Source organism: Marivivens sp. JLT3646 (genome assembly GCF_001908835.1).
GTDB lineage: Bacteria > Pseudomonadota > Alphaproteobacteria > Rhodobacterales > Rhodobacteraceae > Marivivens > Marivivens geojensis.
Map to the genome: position 1 here is coordinate 2,090,516 of NZ_CP018572.1, position 18,822 is coordinate 2,109,337.

An 18,822-nucleotide genomic window follows, 5' to 3' on the forward strand; every position below is an offset into this window, starting at 1 on the left:
AGAAATTATCCGATGTGCGCCTTATAGGCGGCTTCGTCCATGTATTCGTCAAGCACGGACAAATCTTCGACTTTCATCTTGAAGAACCAACCATCATTCAACGGATCGTCGTTCACCAAAGATGGGTTGTCAGCCAGAACGTCATTCACTTCGACGATCTCGCCATCCAGCGGAGCAAGGATATCGGAAGCTGCCTTGACCGATTCAATCACCACCACTTCATCGTCTTTGGCGACTTCGGTGCCTTCTTCGGGCAGTTCCACAAACACAATGTCACCAAGCTGCTCGGTGGCGTGTTCGGTAATACCGACAACGACCAGATCACCTTCGACGCGCAACCATTCGTGTTCTTCTGTGTATTTCATGTCCAAAATCTCCTGTCGGACCTTAACGCTTATATGTTGATGGACGGAACGGAAGTGCCGTCACTTTAGCGGGCAGGCGCTTTCCACGCACTTCGCCCCAAATCACTGTGCCTTCTGCCGAGAGGTCGGCAGGGACATAGCCCATAGACATCGGTGCATTGATGCTGGGCCCGAACGCTCCAGAAGTCACCTCACCAATAGGTTCGCCGCCAACCTCATCGGCATAAAGCATCGTATGAGCTCGCATTGGCGCACGTCCATCAGGCAAAAGCCCAACGCGTGCACGGGCAGCACCGTTTTCGAACTCCGCCAAGATACGGTCGGCGCCAGGGAACCCACCAGCGCGATCACCGACGCGACGCGCCTTTTGGATCGCCCACTTGAGGTCAGCCTGAACTGGCGTTGTTGTCGTGTCGATGTCGGACCCATAGAGGCAAAGCCCCGCCTCAAGCCGCAGGCTATCACGTGCGCCTAGGCCAATCGCCGCAACATCATCGTCCGCCAGAAGAGCACGAACAAAGGCTTCGGCCTGATCGTCGGCGACCGAGATTTCGAACCCGTCTTCGCCCGTATAGCCCGACCGCGATACCCAGAGATCTCCAAAGGCGCTCGACACAGTCGCGACGTCCATGAACTTCATCGCAGCGACATCAGCGATTTTCTGAAGCGCGGCTTCCGCTTTCGGACCTTGCAGGGCGACCAGTGCACGGTCGGTGATTTCCTCAACCTCGATGCCCTCAAGGTTTGCACGCATGTAAGCAATATCGGAATCTTTGCAGGCCGCGTTCACGACGACAAAGAGGTGATCGCCACGGTTCGCAAACATCAAGTCGTCATTAATACCGCCTTCGTCATTGGTGAACAGGCCGTAACGTTGACGACCCTCGGTGAGGCCCTGCACATCCATTGGCACCAGCGCCTCGAACGCAGCAGCTACGTCTTCGCCGTGCAGAATCACCTGCCCCATGTGGCTCACGTCAAACAGACCTGCATGCTCGCGGGTCCAGAGGTGCTCTTTCATAACGCCCAAGGGGTATTGGACCGGCATCTCATAGCCAGCGAAAGGAACCATCTTGGCCCCAAGTTCCACGTGCAGATCGTAAAGCCCCGTGCGTTTCAAATCGGACATACTGCCTCCAGCATCCGGACCAATGGCCCGTTTCATGATGCCCCCTCTGTCCATTGCGCCTGAGATCGTTATCCCTTCGGCGGACGCTGTCGCGTCACTCTCCAGAGTGTTGATACGTGTAAGGTCCTTTTGCCTGAGAGTTTCCAGGGGCGGTTGCTCCTTCGGCACTGGTGATCCAGTTCTCCCGAACACGTATGTTTCCGATAGGAAATTTTTCGCCCCTCGTCCAGTGGGAAAATGCGACTCTTTGCATTTCATTTGCGCCATCACGCAATGACTAGGCGAAAGCGAACAAAAGCGCTACATATACAAACATATGAATGTGACTTGGGAGGAGTTACAATGAAGCTTACCAGACGCGCTGCAATATTGGGTGGGGCCGCTTTGGCGGGCACTCTACCATTCCGTAGCTTTGCTTCGGTCGAGATGGGAAACCTAAAGATCGATACGCTATCCGACGGCAACCTCGTATTGCCAGGTTCAATGATCCTCGGGGATCGGGTCGGCGAAGCCGGCGATATCCTCGCTCGCTACGGTCTGACGCCTGACCAATTTACGCCCGATTGTAACGTTACGCTGCTCCGCGATGGCACTAATACTGTGCTGTTCGATACGGGCGCGGGCGCGAATTTCATGCCGACGGCAGGGCGCTTGCTCGACTCGCTCGACACGCTCGGCGTCACGCCTGAAGAAGTCACTCACGTCATCTTTACGCACGCGCACCCTGATCACCTCTGGGGCGTTCTAGATGATTTTGACGAACCTGTGTTCTACAATGCAAAACACATGATCAATCGCGCCGAACGTGATTTCTGGCTCGATCCGAATACGCCGGATGCTATCGGCGAGGCACGTATGGCCTTTGCAGCGGGCGCGATCCGCAATCTCCAAACCATCGAAGACTACCTCGAGACCTTTGAGGATGGCGATGAGGTCGTATCGGGCATTTCTGCATTTGCCACCAATGGTCACACGCCAGGTCACACGTCGTTCGAGATCCGCGGTGGGTCTGACAGCCTGATGATCATCGGTGACGCGATCGGCAATCACCACGTTGGATTCGAAGTCCCATCATGGGCAAGCGGTTCGGACCAAGATCAGGACATGGGCATTGCGACGCGCGAAAGGCTCCTCGACCGTTTGGCCAATGAACAAATGGCAATGATCGGCTTCCACTTCCCCTTCCCCGGTGTGGGACGGGCCGAAAAATCGGGCGACACTTACAAATTCGTCGCAGCATAAAAAGAAGGGCGGCTCTGAGCCGCCCTTTTCGTATCTGGATTATTGAGCCGCCATCGGCATCCGCGCCAATTCACATTGCGCCCAAAGCTCTTCGAGAGCGCCGATCAGACGATCAATGTCGTCTTGGCTATGAACGGGCGAGGGCGTGATCCGCAGACGTTCAGTGCCTTTGGGAACAGTCGGATAGTTGATCGGCTGAATGTAGATCCCGTAACGATCCATCAGCACGTCAGAAATCCACTTACATTTGACTGGATCGCCGACCATCACTGGAATGATGTGGCTCGGATTTTCGATGTGCGGAATACCTGCCGCATCCAGACGTTCCCGCACCTGCGCGACCTTCGCTTGTTGCGCTTCACGCTCGGTAGATGATTGCTTGAGATGTTTGATGGCGGCGCAGGCACCCGCAGCGACCGCAGGCGGCAGGGCCGTGGTAAAGATAAAGCCCGACGCAAAGGACCGTACGAAATCGACCAGTTCTTTCGACGCGGTGATATAGCCACCCATGACGCCGAACGCTTTACCGAGCGTCCCTTCGATCACGGTCACGCGGTCCATCAGACCTTCACGCTCCGCCACGCCGCCACCGCGCGGGCCGTACATACCGACAGCGTGAACCTCATCCAGATAGGTCATTGCATTGTATTTCTCGGCCAGATCGCAAATCTCTTTGATCGGCGCGATGTCGCCATCCATCGAGTAAACGGATTCAAACGCGACGAGCTTCGGGCGGTCGAGCGGCTGTTCGGCGAGAAGTTCCTCGAGGTGAGCCAGATCGTTGTGTTTCCAAAGTTTCCGCTCTGCTTTGGAATGGCGAATGCCTTCGATCATCGACGCGTGGTTGAGGCTATCGGAAATCACGAGGCAATTCGGAATGCGGGACGCCAAGGTGCCCAGCGCGGCCCAGTTCGACACATAGCCAGACGTGAACAAAAGAGCCGCCTCTTTGCCATGCAAATCGGCCAGCTCGCGTTCGAGCAATACATGGTGATGCGTCGTGCCAGAGATGTTGCGCGTTCCACCAGCGCCAGCGCCAACCTTATCCAGGGCATCATGCATCGCCTCAAGAACCTTAGGGTGCTGGCCCATGCCGAGATAGTCGTTCGAACACCAGATCGATACTTTGCGGACTGCGTTCTCAACAAAGTTCGCTGCCTTTGGAAAATTCCCACGCTCACGCTCAAGGTCAGCAAACACGCGATAGTTGCCTTCCTCGCGGAGCTTGTTCAGCTCCGAGGCAAAGAAATTCTGATAGTCCATGGTTATTCTCCGACAGCTTCGCGGGCGATTTCATCGAGCAAACTTTGCACAGCCTGCATCACGCCTTCAGGTTGGTTTCGGTAACCCACAACAACTTCGCCTTCGCGTTCAAAAACGAACACAGCATAAGGACAATGGGCAATATTCAGAGGATCGGCTTCCATCATCTGCCGAGAGATGGTGGCCGAACAAAATTGGAAAATATCAGCTTGATCAAAGATAACCTGATCGGCGCCCAGATCGGCACCAGTTCGGTTGAGCATTTCGCCAGTGTGACTGACCCAATCCACCACAAGACCACGGCCTACAATAGCAGATTCGACGCCAAAGGTGGCGTCGTCAAAACTACCGTCAAAGGTATAAGTGGTTGCGGCCTCTTGGGCAGAGGCGGCAGTCATCGTCAAAGTTAGCAGCGCAGCGACAAAGGTGCGGGTCATGGCGAAGGGCCCCTTCCTGTTGATCTCTCGTTAATCCCACCTCTGCGATCCGACTTTGACATGGATCATATCGGAGAAATGGAAAACCCCGCCCGATTTTCGTGCCGGACGGGGAAAGTATTAGCGCGAGAAAGTCGATAGATACGCGATAATCGCGTCGATATCTTCTTGAGTGCGCAGGCCAGCAAAGGCCATTTTGGTTCCTGCCATCGACCCACGCGGATCAGCAAGGAACTCTGCCAGACGGTCAGCGGACCAAACGTCACCAGCTTCGTTCGCATCTTTGAACGTGTTGGAATAACGGAAGCCATCGACTGCGCCGATCTGAGCACCAACAACACCATTCAGCGCAGGACCCGTTGCGTTACGTGCGCCTTCGCCAACTTGGTGACAGCTACGGCACTGACGGAACACACCTTCACCTGCCGCAATCAACTCAGCCGATGGGCCAGCGTCTGCAGCGGCTTCAGTCGGCTCTGCGGCAGCAGGTTCCTCAACCGCTGCGGCTGGGGCGGCCTCTGCCGCCGCTGCGGCTTCTGCGGCTGCGGCTGCTTTTGCAGCGGTTTCCTCTGGCGTCACGTCCAGAACGGACGCGTGCATAGTGATCTCGACTGCATCTTTACAGTTTTCCATGCAAATTTCGGGACGAACAAATGCAGGGAATTCCGTTGTCAGACGGTCGTCGTCGATGAAGTTCGCCTCGTTCGGCAAACGCACATCTTGGAAGTTCTCATTGCTGAGTTCAAAGTCGTCATCAACCAGATCGTTCACATACAGAAGGTATGCGGTGATTGCATAAACTTCGTCATCAGACAGCGAGGTCGCATCACCGAACGGCATGGCGCGCTTCACGTAGTCATAGACGGTCGACAGATACGGCCAGTAGGACCCGATGGTTTTAACCGGATCTTCATGTTCGAGAGTGCCCTGACCACCCGCGAGGACGGGCCAACGGCCAACAGCCTCACCAAAGTCGCCGTGGCACATGGCGCAGCGTTCGACGAACACTTCTTCGCCAGTGAAGACGTCACCAGAACCAACGGGCAGACCATGGCCGTCCGGACGAACGTCCGTATCCCACGCAGCAACCTCTTCCGAGAGCGCGCCGCGGCCCAAACCGTAGCCACCATCAGCAGACGGCGCAAGGCCAGCCATGGCAAGCTCTGCTGCGCGGGCTTCTGCCTCTGCACGTGCTTCTTCGGCCACGGCAGCATTAATTGCGATAGCCTCGCGAATTGGCGCAGGAATATCTACGATGAACTGGTCAGCGGCCGTGTAAGCCAGCGCGAGCATACCCGCCGCGCCCGTTGCTGCTGGGGCGAAAATCTTAAGAAATTTCGACATTTTCTGCCTCGCCGTTTTCGTTGACATACCAAGTTTGGATGCCGTTGTTGTGGTAGATCGAGTTTTCGCCGCGGAAGTGACGCAGCTCTTCTTTGGTTGGCTGGACATAGCCCGTGCTATCGTGCGCACGAGACTGCAGAAGCAGCGGCGAACCATCCCATTCGAACTCGAAGTAGAAACGGTGCATCGATTTATCGAGCGACGGACCAGACATACGCGCCTGATGCCAGTTCTTACCGCCATCGATGGTCACATCAACACGTGGGATCGTGCCACGACCGGACCAAGCGACACCCGTCAGAACAGTCCAACCTTTGCCGTGAGTGATCGGGGCCTGCGGGCTCGGGTTTGTGATGACAGACTTCGCATCCATCTCCCATGTAAAGCGACGCGCGATGCTGCCTTCGAGAAGGTCAGTGTATTTCGACGTTTCTTCACGGGCATGCCACGGCTCGTCACCGACTTCGATACGACGGAGCCATTTGATCCACATGTTGCCTTCCCAACCGGGAACAACGAGGCGGACAGGATAACCCTGCTCGGGACGTAGTGCTTCACCGTTCATTTTGAACGCGATGAGGCAGTCATCCAGTGCTTTCTCGATCGGGATCGAACGGTTCATACCCGCAGCATCGGCGCCTTCAACCATTAGCCATTTGCCGTTGGTTTTCACTCCAGCTTCTTCGAGAAGCAGACGAAGCGGAACGCCTGTATACATGACGTTGTGGATCATGCCGTGAGTGAACTGACACCCATTGAGCTGCGCGCCCGCCCATTCCATGCCAGAGTTCGCCGCACATTCGAGGAAGTAGACATGGTTCTCACGCGGGAAGCGCATGAGGTCTTCCATCGTGAACACGAGTTCTTTTTCCACGAGGCCGTTGATCATCAGGCGATATTCAGCGGGATCAACATGCGCGACGCCACCGTGGTGACGTTCAAAGCAGAGACCGTTCGGGGTGATGATCCCGTCAAGCTCGTGCAACGGGGTAAAGTTGATCGACGAAACAGCGTCAGCGGTCAGCCACGGAACGCGACGACGGATGACATCCGCCTCGTATTCCGACGGCATGCCGTAGGGTGCTGCGTCCACACCATCGCCAAGGAACTGGCGCCATGGCTGGGTTTCAGTGATTGCAGGATCAGGTGCGCCTTGCGCCCGCGCGTAGGTCGTTCCAACAGCAGCACCGCCAGCGGCAAGTGCTCCGGTCAGGAACGAACGACGGGACGGCTTGGTGCCTTTGTATTTGGTATCCATCCTATGGTCCCCTGTCTTACGCACCAACGACCTGCACCGAAGTATTCGGTGCAACGGACACGGTGCCGAGTTTGCGGATATGGCTTTCAACAACGTCCCAAATTTCAGGACCTTCTGTGCCTTCGTTCACACTCGCCCAGCCTGCGACCACATAGGATTTGGACGGATCGAGTGTTTCGCCTGTCTTGAGGAGCGTGATGTCAGAGATACGCTCACCAATCGGCTTATTGATGTCGATGCGATAGCCGAGGCCACCCATACGAACCATGTCCCCGCCCTGCTGGTAATACGGATCGGGGTTAAAGATGTTGTCCGCGACGTCTTCCATGATGGTGTGAATGAATTCACCCGTCATTTCAGTACGATACGCATTCGGATATGTCATCGAGGTAACGTTCCAGATATCCTCGCGCGTGATCTGCTGGCCCGGCATCATGGACGGTCCCCAACGCACGCCGGGCGACATTGCGATCTCTGCGTCACGTTCGGACAGAAGTGCGTCACAGATCAGGTCATCCCACGAACCGTTAAAGTTGCCGCGGCGGAACAATGTGGTGTCGTCCGCAACGGTGCCGACGACCTCGTTCAGATCGGCCTCATAGGGGGCACGTTCGGCATCAATCGCTGCGGTCATTTCTGCGTCCGCTTCGATCACATCCGAGAAAATCGGGATCAGTTTGTGACGGAAGCCCATCATGCGGCCATCGCGGATATCGAGGTCAACACGGCTGACGAATTTGCCATTCGAGCCCGAGGCCACGATAATCGTTTCACCAACCAGGGCAGGCTCTGGCAGCGCATCGTGGGTGTGGCCCGACAGAATGACGTCGATGCCTTGAACGCGGCTCGCCATTTTCTTGTCCACGTCGAAACCGTTGTGCGACAGGACGACAACGCATTCGGCGCCCATGCCGCGTACTTCGTCCACCATTTCCTGCATGCGCTCGTCACGAATACCGAAGGAGTATTCAGGGAACATCCAACCCGGGTTCGCGATGGGCATATAGGGGAAGGCTTGACCGATGACGGCGATCTTTACGCCACCACGTTCAAAGAACTTGTAAGGCGCGAAGTCTTCTGCAGGTTCGTCCCATTCGCTGTCAAAGATGTTCTGGCCGAGGGAGGCATAGGGCAGATCAGCGATCAGTTCACGAACACGATCGGAACCCAGCGTGAATTCCCAGTGGAACGTCATCGCATCAGGTTTGAGGAGGTTCATGGTGTTCACCATGTCCTGTCCCTGCGTGTGGTAGCAGGTGTAAGATCCGTGCCATGTGTCACCGCCATCGAGGAGGATCGCGTCAGGACGATCGGCGCGGATAGACTTTACGACCGTCGCAATGCGGTCGAGGCCACCCATCTTGCCGTAGGTTTTACCCAGTGCAGCAAAGTCATTGTAGGTCAGCGCGTAGTGCGAAGACGATCCATCGTCGATCCCGTAGAGACGGCGGAAATCTGCACCCGTCACATGTGGAACAGCGCCACGGCTCTCACCAACGCCGAGGTTGATCTCTGGCTCGCGGAAATAGATCGGCTTGAGCTGCGCGTGAATGTCGGTGATGTGGATCAGCGACACGTTGCCGAAGGTTTCGAACGAAAGCAGGTCGTCTTGGGTCAAGACCTGCTGCGCGGCCAAACGTCCCCAATTGCCAAAACCGGACGCGCCCCAGATGGCGCTAGCGGCCATACTGGCCTGAAGAAAATCACGGCGAGAGATCATACCAAGCGATCCTTTTTCGTATTCTTGTTTTTGAATGTTTCAGGATAGACAAAAGCCCGCACCATCGCTGGCGCGGGCCTTAATTTATTACGGACGAACCGACGGTGCTTCGACGCTCAGGCCATTGCCGCGCGACGCGACATAGAGTTCCAGAGCAACGAATTCAGCCGAACCCGGCGAGAAAGTTTCGGCGCGGGTGTCGCGAATACAACCTTTGAAGCGGTTGTGTGTCTGAACCAGACCAGCGGTTTTCAGGCGGTATGCCGGGAAACCGTTGATTTGACCCTGCGACAGGTGGTCAGCACGAATGTTGTTATCGTAGTTCTGTTCGTGGCAGTTTGCGCACGACAGTTCCAACTGACCGTAGCGAGTGTAGTACATCTCGCGGCCCTGCTCCCAAGTGGCAGCAACGGGACCGTCAATTGCAACGTTCACAGGCATGCCCCGCGACTGAACAGAGATCAGAGCTTCCATACCCGACATATCAGCGCCGTCGTACTTCCACGCATCTGCGCCCATCTGTTCGGTACGGCAGTTGTTGATCTGCATCGCAAGAGTGCGGACTTCGCCAGCAGTTTCGTTCCATTTCGGATAAACTGCACGGATACCGACCATGCTTTCCTCTGCACTGCCGTGGCAGGATGCACAGGACTTTTCTGCAGTGCCTTCAACTTGATCCCAAGCAACCATCGCGGCCTCAACAGCCAGCATTCCTGGGTTGTCGAAATCGTCGAGCTGCATGGCTTGAGTGTCGGCCGAACGGAATTCCCAACCAGAGATCAACTCTGGCAGAGCACCATCCAGATAGTCAGGTGTCGGGGCGTGAGTGGTGATCGAGACCTCTCCGTTGATCTCGAAACCACCCTCAGCCATTGCACCACTCGCTACAAGCGCGAGGCCAGCGATAGCGGATTTAAGAACCGTCATCTTCATATTAAAGATCCTCCCTTTGACGGTTCACCCTTAGCTGACAGCGATGTCTTTGGTGTCGGTGTAAACCGAACCGTCGTCATCGTACCAGGTGAAGGTGAACGTTCCCGATTCCGGCACCAGCGACTGGAACTCGAAATAGGGGTTTGTCGAAATCGCTGGCTCGAGAGTGACATCAACCACGCTCTGACCGTTAAATTCGCAAGTGAAGCGGTTGATGATCGACCGCGGGATGAGGTTGCCGTCACCGTCTTTGCGTTGACCGGACTCCATCGGGTGCGAAATCAGCGTTTTAATGACGATAGATTCGCCAGCTGCTGCATCGCGGGGAACGCGGACGCGGGGTGTTACGTTGTCTGCCATTTTGACTCTCCTAAACCTTAGCCGCCGCAGCCGCCGATGGTGACTTTGACTTCCGACGACGCCTGAGCGAACGAACCGTCAGCCATCTTAGCGATTGCTGTGACGTTCTGAGTTTTCGACAGACGGATACGGGTGGATGCGGACTGGGAACCAGCCAGCGGGCCAAAGTTGAAAGTCGCAACCGACGGGGTCGGGTTGCCGGTTGCCAGCAGCATGATCGCTACGGCACCCGGTGCGTCAACTTCTACAGGAACGGTGTTACCGTTTTCTGCGATTTCCGGCGCGATTAGGGTAATGCCAGCATCACCTACGGCAGCGCCGCCAGTGAAAGCATTGATAAGGTCCTCGACGGCTGCATTTGCGGTGAACGGTACCATTGCGGCAGCCGAAGCACCCATCGCAAGCAGGATCGAGTCTCTGCGCGTCAGCTTCATTTTCTCTCCTCTCGGGTTCGGTCGTTTAGTCTGTCAGTGTGAGCAGATAAGCGACGACATCTTCGATTTCTTGGGCGGTCAGAAGCGGAGCGAGAGGCTCGGCGCCTGCTTTGCCGGTGAATGCATCACCCGGACGGGTGTAGCCGCTGGTCTTGTAGAACGAGGGCATAACCGTGTCGGGGAAGGTGTGTTTTGCGTTCGCCACGATACCACGCAGCTCTGCTTCGGTACGATAGCCACCAACGCCGTTCAGCGCCGGTCCGACTTCGCCGTGGAACGGGTAGTCCGCAAGTGCATCAACCTGATGGCACGCAATGCAGTTCCCTTTGCCGCGGTTGGTCATGATGACAATGCCGTTCTCGACGTTGCCAGCTACGCCGGTCAGGGATTGTTCGACCGCGCCGTAATCGTCAAAAACGACTGCGCCGGGTGCGACCTCGTCTGCCGAAGCAACAGAGGCAACAACTGCCAGACCGACCGCCATTTGAATGATGCTCTTCATGAGCCCTCCCTAAATCATCATATGCGGTTCTTTGAATACCGTAGTAGACAAACCCGCCGCCTGACAATCACAAATTCAAATTTTTGAATATTGCTGCATTGCGGCGAGCTGTCGCACCCCTCGATTTGGGGTGCGAATTATCAGTCGAACAGGCCGCCCTCTTCGATCCTACGGGCATGATATTTCTGGAAATTTTCATCTCCTAGGTAACCCTCTTCAACCACCCAGTTTAGCAAGTTGTAGGTGGTCCACTTTCCAAAGGCCCCAGGCATCACCGCTGCAGCTGCAGCCTGACCGAATGCACCGTCCTCTACTTCTGTCGGATAAAAAATCAGCGTCGGAGTGAACAGAATCCCCCAGCGTTGAATCATGTCCTTTTCGGGCAATGTCGTGCCATCAAAGTCCGTGACCTCGACATCACCGAACATATTGAGCTGAACAACGAAGTAGTGGTCACGGATGTATTGATCGATTTCGGGCACGGGAAAGACTTCCTCGTACATCTTGGTGCAGTAGATACAGCCACGTTGCTCGATGATGACCATCAAGCGTTTCCCCTCAGCGTTGGCCTCTTCGAGGTCTTCGCGAAGGTCTTTGAACGTGTCACGTTGCCAATCTACTTTGTGCAGACCGTCGTCACCCAGTTCAGCGGAATGCGCGGCTTGAGCGAACAGAACAGCCGCAAGAATACCTAGTAATTTACGCATGGATTTCCTCCCCCACTGCGACTCATAAAATCGTTGAGAACCACGGCACGTGGCGGATCATCCAATCCGCAATCGTATTCACACTGCCTGTGGCGATCAGAAGGCCGAACAGGATCAGCATCACGCCCATCGCCTTTTCGACGTAGCCCAAATAACGACGATTGCGCCGCGCCCAGCCCAAGAACGGTTTCGCAAAGAGAGCCGCCACGACAAACGGCGCTGTCATCGACAAACCGTAAACCAAGAGAAGCATCCCCCCTTCCCACAGGCTGCCCATGCCGCCCGCGATCATCAGGATCGACGCAAGAGCCGGACCAACGCAGGGAGTCCATCCAAAGCCAAAGGCGAGGCCCATGAGATAGGCCCCGACCACGGTCGAAGGCTCCGCCGAACTTTCCATCCGCGCCTCACGATAAAGGAACGGAATTCGCATGATGCCCAAGAAATGCAAACCAAACACGATCAGGATCGCAGAGGCCACATAGGCCAAAATCGGCTTCCATTGTGCAACCGCCTGCCCGACTGCCGTCGCACCAAGTCCGAGCAGTACGAAGATAGTCGTGACTCCCAGCGCAAACGCTATGGATGACAGAACGAGGCGGCGTTGCGCGCCGGGGGCGATGTCGTCTTCGCCCTGCAGCTCATTCATCGAAAGACCCGCCATGTAGGACAGGTAGAACGGAACCATCGGCAAAATGCAGGGTGTAAAGAACGACAGAAGGCCGGCAAAAGCCGCGCCCATATAGGTCATATCCATCGGCTGCCGCCCTCCCTTGCGACATTCACATATTCATATTATGCTAGATGATGATGTTTCCATCCGTCAATCGGTTTGCATACAGATGCGCACATTATGGAAAGCCTTGGCTCTTTGGGCCCTGACGGCGGTGCCTGCCGCTGCTGAAACCCGACTTCTTATGGGGGTCGAGGATGGTTGCATGTGGTGTGCACGGTGGGAGGCCCAGATCGGCCCCATCTACCCCAAGACTACCGAAGGCGAGATGGCTCCGCTGTGGCAGGTCGATATCAACGACCCGCTGCCGGGCGATGTGACTTTGGACAGACCGATGGTGTTCACCCCCACTTTTGTCGTGATTGAAGACGGCGTAGAGATTGGCAGGATCGAAGGCTATCCGGGCGAAGATTTTTTCTGGGGGCTTTTAGGCCAGATCCTCGGCCTGCCTCCCGCGCAAACTTGACGAGGATGCCACAACCGGAATTTGTGTGCGCATCATCGTTGAATAAAATAGCCGTTTCGCGTAATCGCTGAACAGTACGGCAGGACAATAAGGATCGGCACAATGGGCCTTCCAATTGTAGACGATAAGATTTGTGAGGCTGACCTCGACAAACTTATGGACAACGCCCAAGAGGCGGCGAACTTCCTTAAGGCGATCAGCCATGAGGGACGTCTTCTGATCCTGTGTCACCTCTCTGCAGGTGAAAAATCCGTGACAGAGCTCGAAGATTTGATTTCTGCCCGTCAGGCGGCTGTATCCCAACAGCTCGCGCGTTTACGGCTCGAAGGCTTGGTCACGCCGCGCCGTGACGGAAAAACGATCTACTACCGCTTGACCGATGACCGTCCTCGCCAGATGATTGACCTCGTCTACGACATGTTTTGTGGCAAGTCGTGACCCTATCCGCCGACCCATCGGCGTTTAGGTAAGAGGGAGGAAAATCTGATGCTTGATCTATTGGGCGACGGCAATGCCGCGGCCATCCTTGGCTTGTTGAGTGGGCTTTTGTTGGGGCTTGCCGCGCGTTTGGGTCGGTTCTGCACCCTCGGCGCAATCGAAGATTACCTCTACGGTGATAATGACATGCGTTTGCGCATGTGGGGCGTGGCGATCGGCACGGCTGTAATCGGGAGCTTTGCCCTGATTGGCGCAGGTCTGCTCGATGCGCCATCCACGATCTACCTTGGCTTTGCCTTTGCCCCCATCGGCGCAGTGATCGGCGGATTGGTGTTCGGCTATGGCATGGCCCTTGCTGGAAACTGCGGCTACGGCGCGCTGGCCCGACTGGGCGGCGGCGATCTACGAAACTTCGTTATCGTGGTCGTCATGGGGATTGCGGCTTATGGAACGGTGTCCGGGCCGTTGGCCTATGCGCGGGTCTACCTGTTCCCACAGGACCGAATTTCGGGCGACGTCCCTGGCATCGCCCATAGCATCGCACAAATGACGGGCCTAACGCCCAGCGCAATCGGCATTCTGATCGGTGCTGTTATTCTAGTGACCACAATTGCGCCATCTCGGGTTCGGGCCTCAAAATCAACTTTGTTCTGGGGCGTTGTGGTCGGTCTAGCTGCTGTCTCTGGCTGGGCAGGCACACAATGGATTGCAACGAATGGCTTTGATGGAACGCCAGTGGTGTCGCACACCTTTGCAACCCCGATCGGAGAGACCATCCTCTGGGGCATGACTGCAAGCGGGCAGAGCCTGTCTTTTGCCATCGGGTCGGTTGCGGGCGTTTGGTGCGGCGCTTTCATCGGATCGCTGATCAAAGGTCATTTCCGTTGGGAAGCTTGTGAAGACCCGCGCGAACTGCGTCGCCAAATTTTCGGCGCCGCCCTGATGGGTGTCGGTGCAGTCGTCGCAATGGGTTGCAGCATCGGCCAAGGCCTCTCGGCCATGTCCGTTCTCGCATGGTCCGCGCCGCTCACGCTAGCAAGCATCTTTGCCGGCGCAGCTTTCGGCCTGCGTCAGTTGATCACGGGCTGGCAGCCTGTCGACTGATCAGAGATTTTGATCCAAGTAAGACATCCAGTTCCCGCTGCTGACCTTTGAAACCAGCGCGGGATCATATCCGTGGTCTATCATCGCATCGATCAAATCGGGCAGACCCAGAACGTCCCCAATCACGGACGGGATGACCGCGCCATCGAAATCAGACCCCAAGGCAACTCGATCTTCGCCCAGCGTCCCGATCAAATGATCGAGGTGCGCCATAATACGGTCGAATCCAGTGTTCGCATCCCGTCGTCCATCCTCGCGCAGGAAGGCACAGCCAAAGTTCAACCCAACAATCCCGCCACTTTCTGCAATCATCGCCAACTGACGATCGGTAAGGTTTCGGGATGACGGTGTGATCGAATGAGCGTTCGAGTGGGTAGCAATGAGTGGGCGCGATGAAATCGCAGCGACATCATCGAACCCTTTTTCATTCAGGTGTGACAGGTCGATCAGAATGCCCAGACGATCACACTCACGGATCAGGTCCTTGCCCAAATCCGTAAGGCCAGCGCCGCGGTCTGGAGTTGAGGGAAACGCGAAAGGAACGCCTTCGCCGTAGATCGTGGGACGGCTCCAGACAGGCCCGATGGACCGGAGCCCCATGCGATGCCAAACCTCTAACTGAGACAAATCAGACCCAATCGCCTCTGCCCCTTCCATGTGGAGGATGGCCGCGACTTTGCCCTTCTCAACTGACCGACGGACCTCTGCGCCGCTTCGGCAAACGGTCAGATCACCGCCCGACAGACGCTCCATCTCGAACAGCCCAGCAACCTGCGCCATCGCCGTTGGCAAGGCATCGGCTTGCCCCAAAATGGGCGGCATCGGGAGGTCATAGGGCAAGACCTCCATCATCGCTTCGAAATCGAGGCCGCCAGCATCGTCAGGCGACGGCACCCAAACCGCAAAAAATCCGCCAACGAATCCAGCAGCTTGCATCCGAGGGAGGTCGAGGTGATGCGCCCCTTCACCCTCAATCCACATCGCGGCACGCTGCGCCTTTGACGCCCGCGCATAGCGGAACAGAAAATCATTGTGACCGTCGAAAACCGTATAATCCGTCATTGCTCACCTCACCCAACAGGGTTCACAGTAACGACGCGCATAACAGGTGCAACGGCAATTCGCCCGTGCTAACGGTGCAGCACTTGGAGGCCCTATGATCGACCTGATTATTTTTGACTGTGATGGCGTTTTGATCGACAGCGAGATCATCAGCGCTGATACGCTGATCTCGGAACTTGCGCTGATCGGGATCACGATTGATCGGAATTATGTTCGGAAATATTGCCTCGGGCGCAGTTTTCCAACGGTCGCGAAAAGCCTCCGCGAACAGTTCGACGCGCCCCTGCCTGACGACTTTGAACAACGATATCGGAGCAGCCTTCTGCACCGATTTGAAACTCAGTTAGAGGCCACACAGGGAATCGAAACCCTGCTTGAAACGCTCGATCTACCGATCTGCGTCGCAACCTCGTCGAGCCCGCCACGCGTTGCGCGGTCGCTCGAATTGACGGGCCTCGCTCGGTTCTTTGGTCCGCATGTTTTCACGGCATCCCAAGTCAAAAACGGCAAACCCGCACCCGACCTTTTTCTATTTGCCGCCAAAGAGATGGGCGTCGAACCCTCCCGAACTTTGGTGATCGAAGATAGCATTCCTGGTCTTAACGCAGCGCAGCCCGCAGGCATGCCTCATTTAGCTTACACGGGGGCCAGCCATCTGCGCGGTTTAGGGGTCGAAATGCCCGACGGCGTTCAAGCCTTTGACAACTGGGCAGATTTCACGCAGGTCTTAAAGACGATCAAGGAGGCTCCGTGACAGTCGGTCGATTCACACCTGAAACCACACGTTTGGATGACGCCGCCCGCGCTGGGTGGCTCTACTACGTTGCGGGCAACACTCAGGATGAAATCGCACGCAAGCTCGGGGTGTCCAGACAGTCCGCGCAGCGCCTCGTCGCGATGGCGGTCAGCGAAAAGCTGGTTAAGGTTCGGCTCGATCACCCGATTGCGCGCTGCATGGACCTCTCCAAAGCGGTGACGGATAAATTTGGTCTAGGCTTTTGCGAAATTGTTCCCTCCGACCCCGAGGCACCAAACCTCACGACGGGCGCCGCGATTGCAGCCGCAGCCGAATTGGAACGAACGCTCAAGACAGAAGATGAACAAATCATCGCTCTGGGCACAGGACGCGCGTTGAAAACTACCGTTGAACAGCTTCCACGCATGAATTGCCCACAGCATCGGGTCGTCTCGCGCCTCGGCAACATGATGAGCGACGGGTCTGCCACGCCATACAACGCGACCATTCATCTGGCAGAGCGTATCGGGGCGATCCAATACCCCTACCCGCTTCCCGTTCTGGCGAACTCGCCCGACGAACTTCAAACGCTCCACGGTCAAGAAGCCGTCCGCAATACGTTGAGCCTGTGTGAACGTGCCGACCTTACCCTTGTCGGGATCGGTCAAATGGACATGACCGCGCCGCTGTTTGTTGATGGCTTTATTCCACGTCATGAAATCGAAGAACTGCAATCGGCCGGTGCCGCGGGCGAAATCACCTCGTGGATTTACGACGACACGGGCCAAGTGATCGACTGCGCGTTTAACCGTCGCGTAGCCTCCGCTCCACTCGCTGTAGCGGCAGACCGTCGGATCACGGCCATCGCTGTTGGTCCGTCCAAAGTCCGCGCCATCAAAGCCGCGCTCACTGGGCACCTCATCAACGGATTGATCACGAACGAAGCGACTGCAGAGTCGATTCTCGGCAACTAATTATTTCCACGACACCTTTCCTGTAACCACTCAACAGCTTCGCTGCGCTGCAACAATACGGTTAGCGCTGACAGAATTTGTGCGCGTTTGCAGACAGAAATCCCACTGCAAGACCTTATTTTTATAATGATTTATCCGTTTACTGCATTGCGGCGGGTAATTGGGATTGACAATTTTGAAGCCTTTTGTGAACATTTGCCCACTAACGTAGCATTTGCCCACACGTGGGCATTGGGAAGAAATCATGAAATACACTGTGCGTGCCCTTTTGGGCGCAACCGCTCTGTGTTCGGCTGCTGCCCTTGCGCATGCTGAAACGCTGACCATCGCGACCGTGAACAACGGCGACATGATCCGCATGCAGGGTCTGACCGACGACTTCACCGCGAAAACCGGTCACACCGTTGAGTGGGTCACCCTCGAAGAAAACGTTCTTCGTCAGCGCGTAACCACCGACATCTCGACCAATGGCGGCGCATTCGACATCATGACCATCGGCATGTACGAAACCCCGATCTGGGGTGCGAACGGCTGGCTGGTCCCGCTCGACGATCTGTCTGAAGAGTACAACGTCGCTGACATCCTGCCTGCCATGGCTGGCGGTCTGAGCTACGACGGCACCCTCTACGCTGCACCGTTCTACGGTGAATCGTCGATGATCATGTATCGCACCGACCTGATGGAAAAAGCTGGCCTCGAAATGCCGACCGCTCCGACTTGGTCGTTCATCCGCGAGGCAGCTGCTGCAATGACCGACCGTGATGCTGACATCAACGGTATCTGTCTGCGCGGTAAAGCTGGCTGGGGTGAAGGCGGCGCGTTCATCACTGCGATGGGCAACTCGTTCGGCGCTCAGTGGTTCGACATGGACTGGAACGCAACCTTTGACGGCGAAGCATGGGCAAACACCCTCAACTTCTTCAAAGGCATGATGGATGAATCCGGTCCGGCTGGCTACGCCACCAACGGCTTCAACGAAAACCTCTCGCTGTTCCAACAGGGCAAGTGCGGCATGTGGATCGACGCAACTGTTGCGGCATCCTTTGTCACCAACCCGAACGACTCGACCGTAGCTGACTCGGTTGGCTTCGCGCTGGCACCGGACAACGGTCTGGGCAAACGTTCCAACTGGCTCTGGGCATGGGCTCTCGCGATCCCAGCAGGTTCGCAGAAAACCGACGCTGCGAAACAGTTCATCGAGTGGGCAACTTCGACCTCCTACATCGAGCTGGTAGCTGCAAACGAAGGCTGGGCAAACGTTCCTCCGGGCGCACGCGTATCGCTGTACGAAAACCCGAACTACAAAGATGTTCCTTTCGCACAGATGACCCTGGACTCGATCCTGTCGGCTGACCCGCTGAACGCAACTGTAAACGAAGCACCCTACGTTGGTGTTCAGTTCGCGGCGATCCCGGAATTTGCTGGTATCGCAACAGACGTAAGCCAAGAGTTCTCGGCAGCTTACGCTGGTCAACAGACCGTTGAAGAAGCTCTGGCCAAGGCACAAGCCCTGACCAACGACGCAATGGAAGCAGCTGGCTACCGCTAAGCTTTCCTCCAATGACGGTGGGTGGCCCTCGTGCTGCCCACCGCTCATTTAAATCTACGAATTACG

Annotated in this window: 21 protein-coding genes and 1 riboswitch; of the genes, 7 read left to right on the plus strand and 14 right to left on the minus strand. The window is 56.2% G+C overall.

Going from position 1 to position 18,822, the window contains the following annotated elements:
• Positions 1–5: 5 nt before the first annotated feature.
• Positions 6–365, minus strand: a complete 360-nt coding sequence (gene gcvH, locus BSK21_RS10415) for a glycine cleavage system protein GcvH (protein ID WP_067551388.1) — start codon at positions 363–365, stop codon at positions 6–8.
• Between the two features lie 22 nt (positions 366–387).
• A complete protein-coding gene (gcvT, locus tag BSK21_RS10420) occupies positions 388–1,494 on the minus strand; it encodes a glycine cleavage system aminomethyltransferase GcvT (RefSeq protein WP_067551672.1) in 1,107 nt (368 codons plus the stop codon).
• A 111-nt stretch (positions 1,495–1,605) separates the two neighbouring features.
• A riboswitch (glycine riboswitch) is annotated at positions 1,606–1,691 on the minus strand.
• Between the two features lie 145 nt (positions 1,692–1,836).
• On the opposite strand from gcvT, the gene BSK21_RS10425 reads away from it, so the two are divergent.
• Entirely contained in the window at positions 1,837–2,736 is a 900-nt protein-coding gene (locus BSK21_RS10425; protein WP_067551390.1) for an MBL fold metallo-hydrolase, read from the plus strand.
• A 39-nt stretch (positions 2,737–2,775) separates the two neighbouring features.
• Here BSK21_RS10425 and hemA read toward each other — a convergent pair whose 3' ends face one another.
• The 11 genes from hemA to BSK21_RS10480 all read right to left on the minus strand — a co-directional run bounded on the left by hemA (position 2,776) and on the right by BSK21_RS10480 (position 12,451).
• Positions 2,776–3,999: a 5-aminolevulinate synthase gene (gene hemA, locus BSK21_RS10430; protein ID WP_074039023.1), complete on the minus strand. Its 1,224-nt coding sequence runs from the start codon at positions 3,997–3,999 to the stop codon at positions 2,776–2,778.
• Positions 4,000–4,001: 2 nt separating this feature from the next.
• A complete protein-coding gene (locus BSK21_RS10435; protein ID WP_067551393.1) occupies positions 4,002–4,436 on the minus strand; it encodes a DUF302 domain-containing protein in 435 nt (144 codons plus the stop codon).
• Positions 4,437–4,556: 120 nt separating this feature from the next.
• Positions 4,557–5,780 carry a c-type cytochrome gene (locus BSK21_RS10440; RefSeq protein WP_067551396.1) on the minus strand — a complete coding sequence of 408 codons (1,224 nt, stop codon included), beginning with the start codon at positions 5,778–5,780 and terminating at the stop codon, positions 4,557–4,559.
• Positions 5,764–7,038 carry a sulfite dehydrogenase gene (soxC, locus tag BSK21_RS10445; RefSeq protein ID WP_074039024.1) on the minus strand — a complete coding sequence of 425 codons (1,275 nt, stop codon included), beginning with the start codon at positions 7,036–7,038 and terminating at the stop codon, positions 5,764–5,766. Before soxC ends, BSK21_RS10440 begins: the two co-directional genes overlap by 17 nt.
• 16 nt (positions 7,039–7,054) lie before the next feature.
• On the minus strand, positions 7,055–8,758 hold the full coding sequence (gene soxB, locus BSK21_RS10450) for a thiosulfohydrolase SoxB (protein WP_067551399.1): 1,704 nt from the start codon (positions 8,756–8,758) through the stop codon (positions 7,055–7,057).
• Positions 8,759–8,845: 87 nt separating this feature from the next.
• Positions 8,846–9,691: a sulfur oxidation c-type cytochrome SoxA gene (gene soxA / locus BSK21_RS10455; protein WP_067551402.1), complete on the minus strand. Its 846-nt coding sequence runs from the start codon at positions 9,689–9,691 to the stop codon at positions 8,846–8,848.
• 30 nt (positions 9,692–9,721) lie between these two features.
• Entirely contained in the window at positions 9,722–10,051 is a 330-nt protein-coding gene (soxZ, locus tag BSK21_RS10460; protein ID WP_067551405.1) for a thiosulfate oxidation carrier complex protein SoxZ, read from the minus strand.
• Positions 10,052–10,068: 17 nt separating this feature from the next.
• Positions 10,069–10,485, minus strand: a complete 417-nt coding sequence (gene soxY / locus BSK21_RS10465) for a thiosulfate oxidation carrier protein SoxY (protein WP_067551408.1) — start codon at positions 10,483–10,485, stop codon at positions 10,069–10,071.
• Between the two features lie 25 nt (positions 10,486–10,510).
• Entirely contained in the window at positions 10,511–10,987 is a 477-nt protein-coding gene (gene soxX, locus BSK21_RS10470) for a sulfur oxidation c-type cytochrome SoxX (protein ID WP_067551411.1), read from the minus strand.
• Between the two features lie 140 nt (positions 10,988–11,127).
• Complete coding sequence (locus tag BSK21_RS10475; protein WP_067551414.1) at positions 11,128–11,694, minus strand: thioredoxin family protein; 567 nt, start codon at positions 11,692–11,694, stop codon at positions 11,128–11,130.
• Positions 11,695–11,716: 22 nt separating this feature from the next.
• Positions 11,717–12,451 (minus strand): cytochrome c biogenesis CcdA family protein, encoded by a 735-nt coding sequence (locus BSK21_RS10480; protein ID WP_067551417.1) that lies wholly within the window; start codon positions 12,449–12,451, stop codon positions 11,717–11,719.
• 85 nt (positions 12,452–12,536) lie between these two features.
• Between BSK21_RS10480 and BSK21_RS10485 the strand changes: the two genes are divergently transcribed.
• From BSK21_RS10485 to BSK21_RS10495, 3 genes are all read left to right on the plus strand, one after another.
• The gene (locus BSK21_RS10485) at positions 12,537–12,893 is read left to right on the plus strand and encodes a hypothetical protein (RefSeq protein ID WP_067551419.1); all 357 of its coding nucleotides are present in this window, start codon (positions 12,537–12,539) and stop codon (positions 12,891–12,893) included.
• 102 nt (positions 12,894–12,995) lie between these two features.
• Positions 12,996–13,331, plus strand: coding sequence for a helix-turn-helix transcriptional regulator (locus BSK21_RS10490; RefSeq protein ID WP_067551422.1), 336 nt, complete (start codon positions 12,996–12,998; stop codon positions 13,329–13,331).
• A 48-nt stretch (positions 13,332–13,379) separates the two neighbouring features.
• Positions 13,380–14,435, plus strand: a complete 1,056-nt coding sequence (locus BSK21_RS10495) for a YeeE/YedE family protein (protein ID WP_067551425.1) — start codon at positions 13,380–13,382, stop codon at positions 14,433–14,435.
• Here the strand turns inward: BSK21_RS10495 and BSK21_RS10500 are convergent, their stop codons facing one another.
• The gene (locus BSK21_RS10500; RefSeq protein WP_067551428.1) at positions 14,436–15,497 is read right to left on the minus strand and encodes a dipeptidase; all 1,062 of its coding nucleotides are present in this window, start codon (positions 15,495–15,497) and stop codon (positions 14,436–14,438) included.
• A gap of 94 nt (positions 15,498–15,591) precedes the next feature.
• Between BSK21_RS10500 and BSK21_RS10505 the strand changes: the two genes are divergently transcribed.
• The 3 genes from BSK21_RS10505 to BSK21_RS10515 all read left to right on the plus strand — a co-directional run bounded on the left by BSK21_RS10505 (position 15,592) and on the right by BSK21_RS10515 (position 18,756).
• Positions 15,592–16,251 carry an HAD family phosphatase gene (locus tag BSK21_RS10505; protein ID WP_067551431.1) on the plus strand — a complete coding sequence of 220 codons (660 nt, stop codon included), beginning with the start codon at positions 15,592–15,594 and terminating at the stop codon, positions 16,249–16,251.
• Entirely contained in the window at positions 16,248–17,207 is a 960-nt protein-coding gene (locus BSK21_RS10510; RefSeq protein WP_067551433.1) for a sugar-binding transcriptional regulator, read from the plus strand. The genes BSK21_RS10505 and BSK21_RS10510 overlap by 4 nt, the downstream gene beginning before the upstream one ends.
• A 244-nt stretch (positions 17,208–17,451) precedes the next feature.
• A complete protein-coding gene (locus BSK21_RS10515) occupies positions 17,452–18,756 on the plus strand; it encodes a sugar ABC transporter substrate-binding protein (RefSeq protein WP_067551436.1) in 1,305 nt (434 codons plus the stop codon).
• Positions 18,757–18,822: the final 66 nt, after the last annotated feature.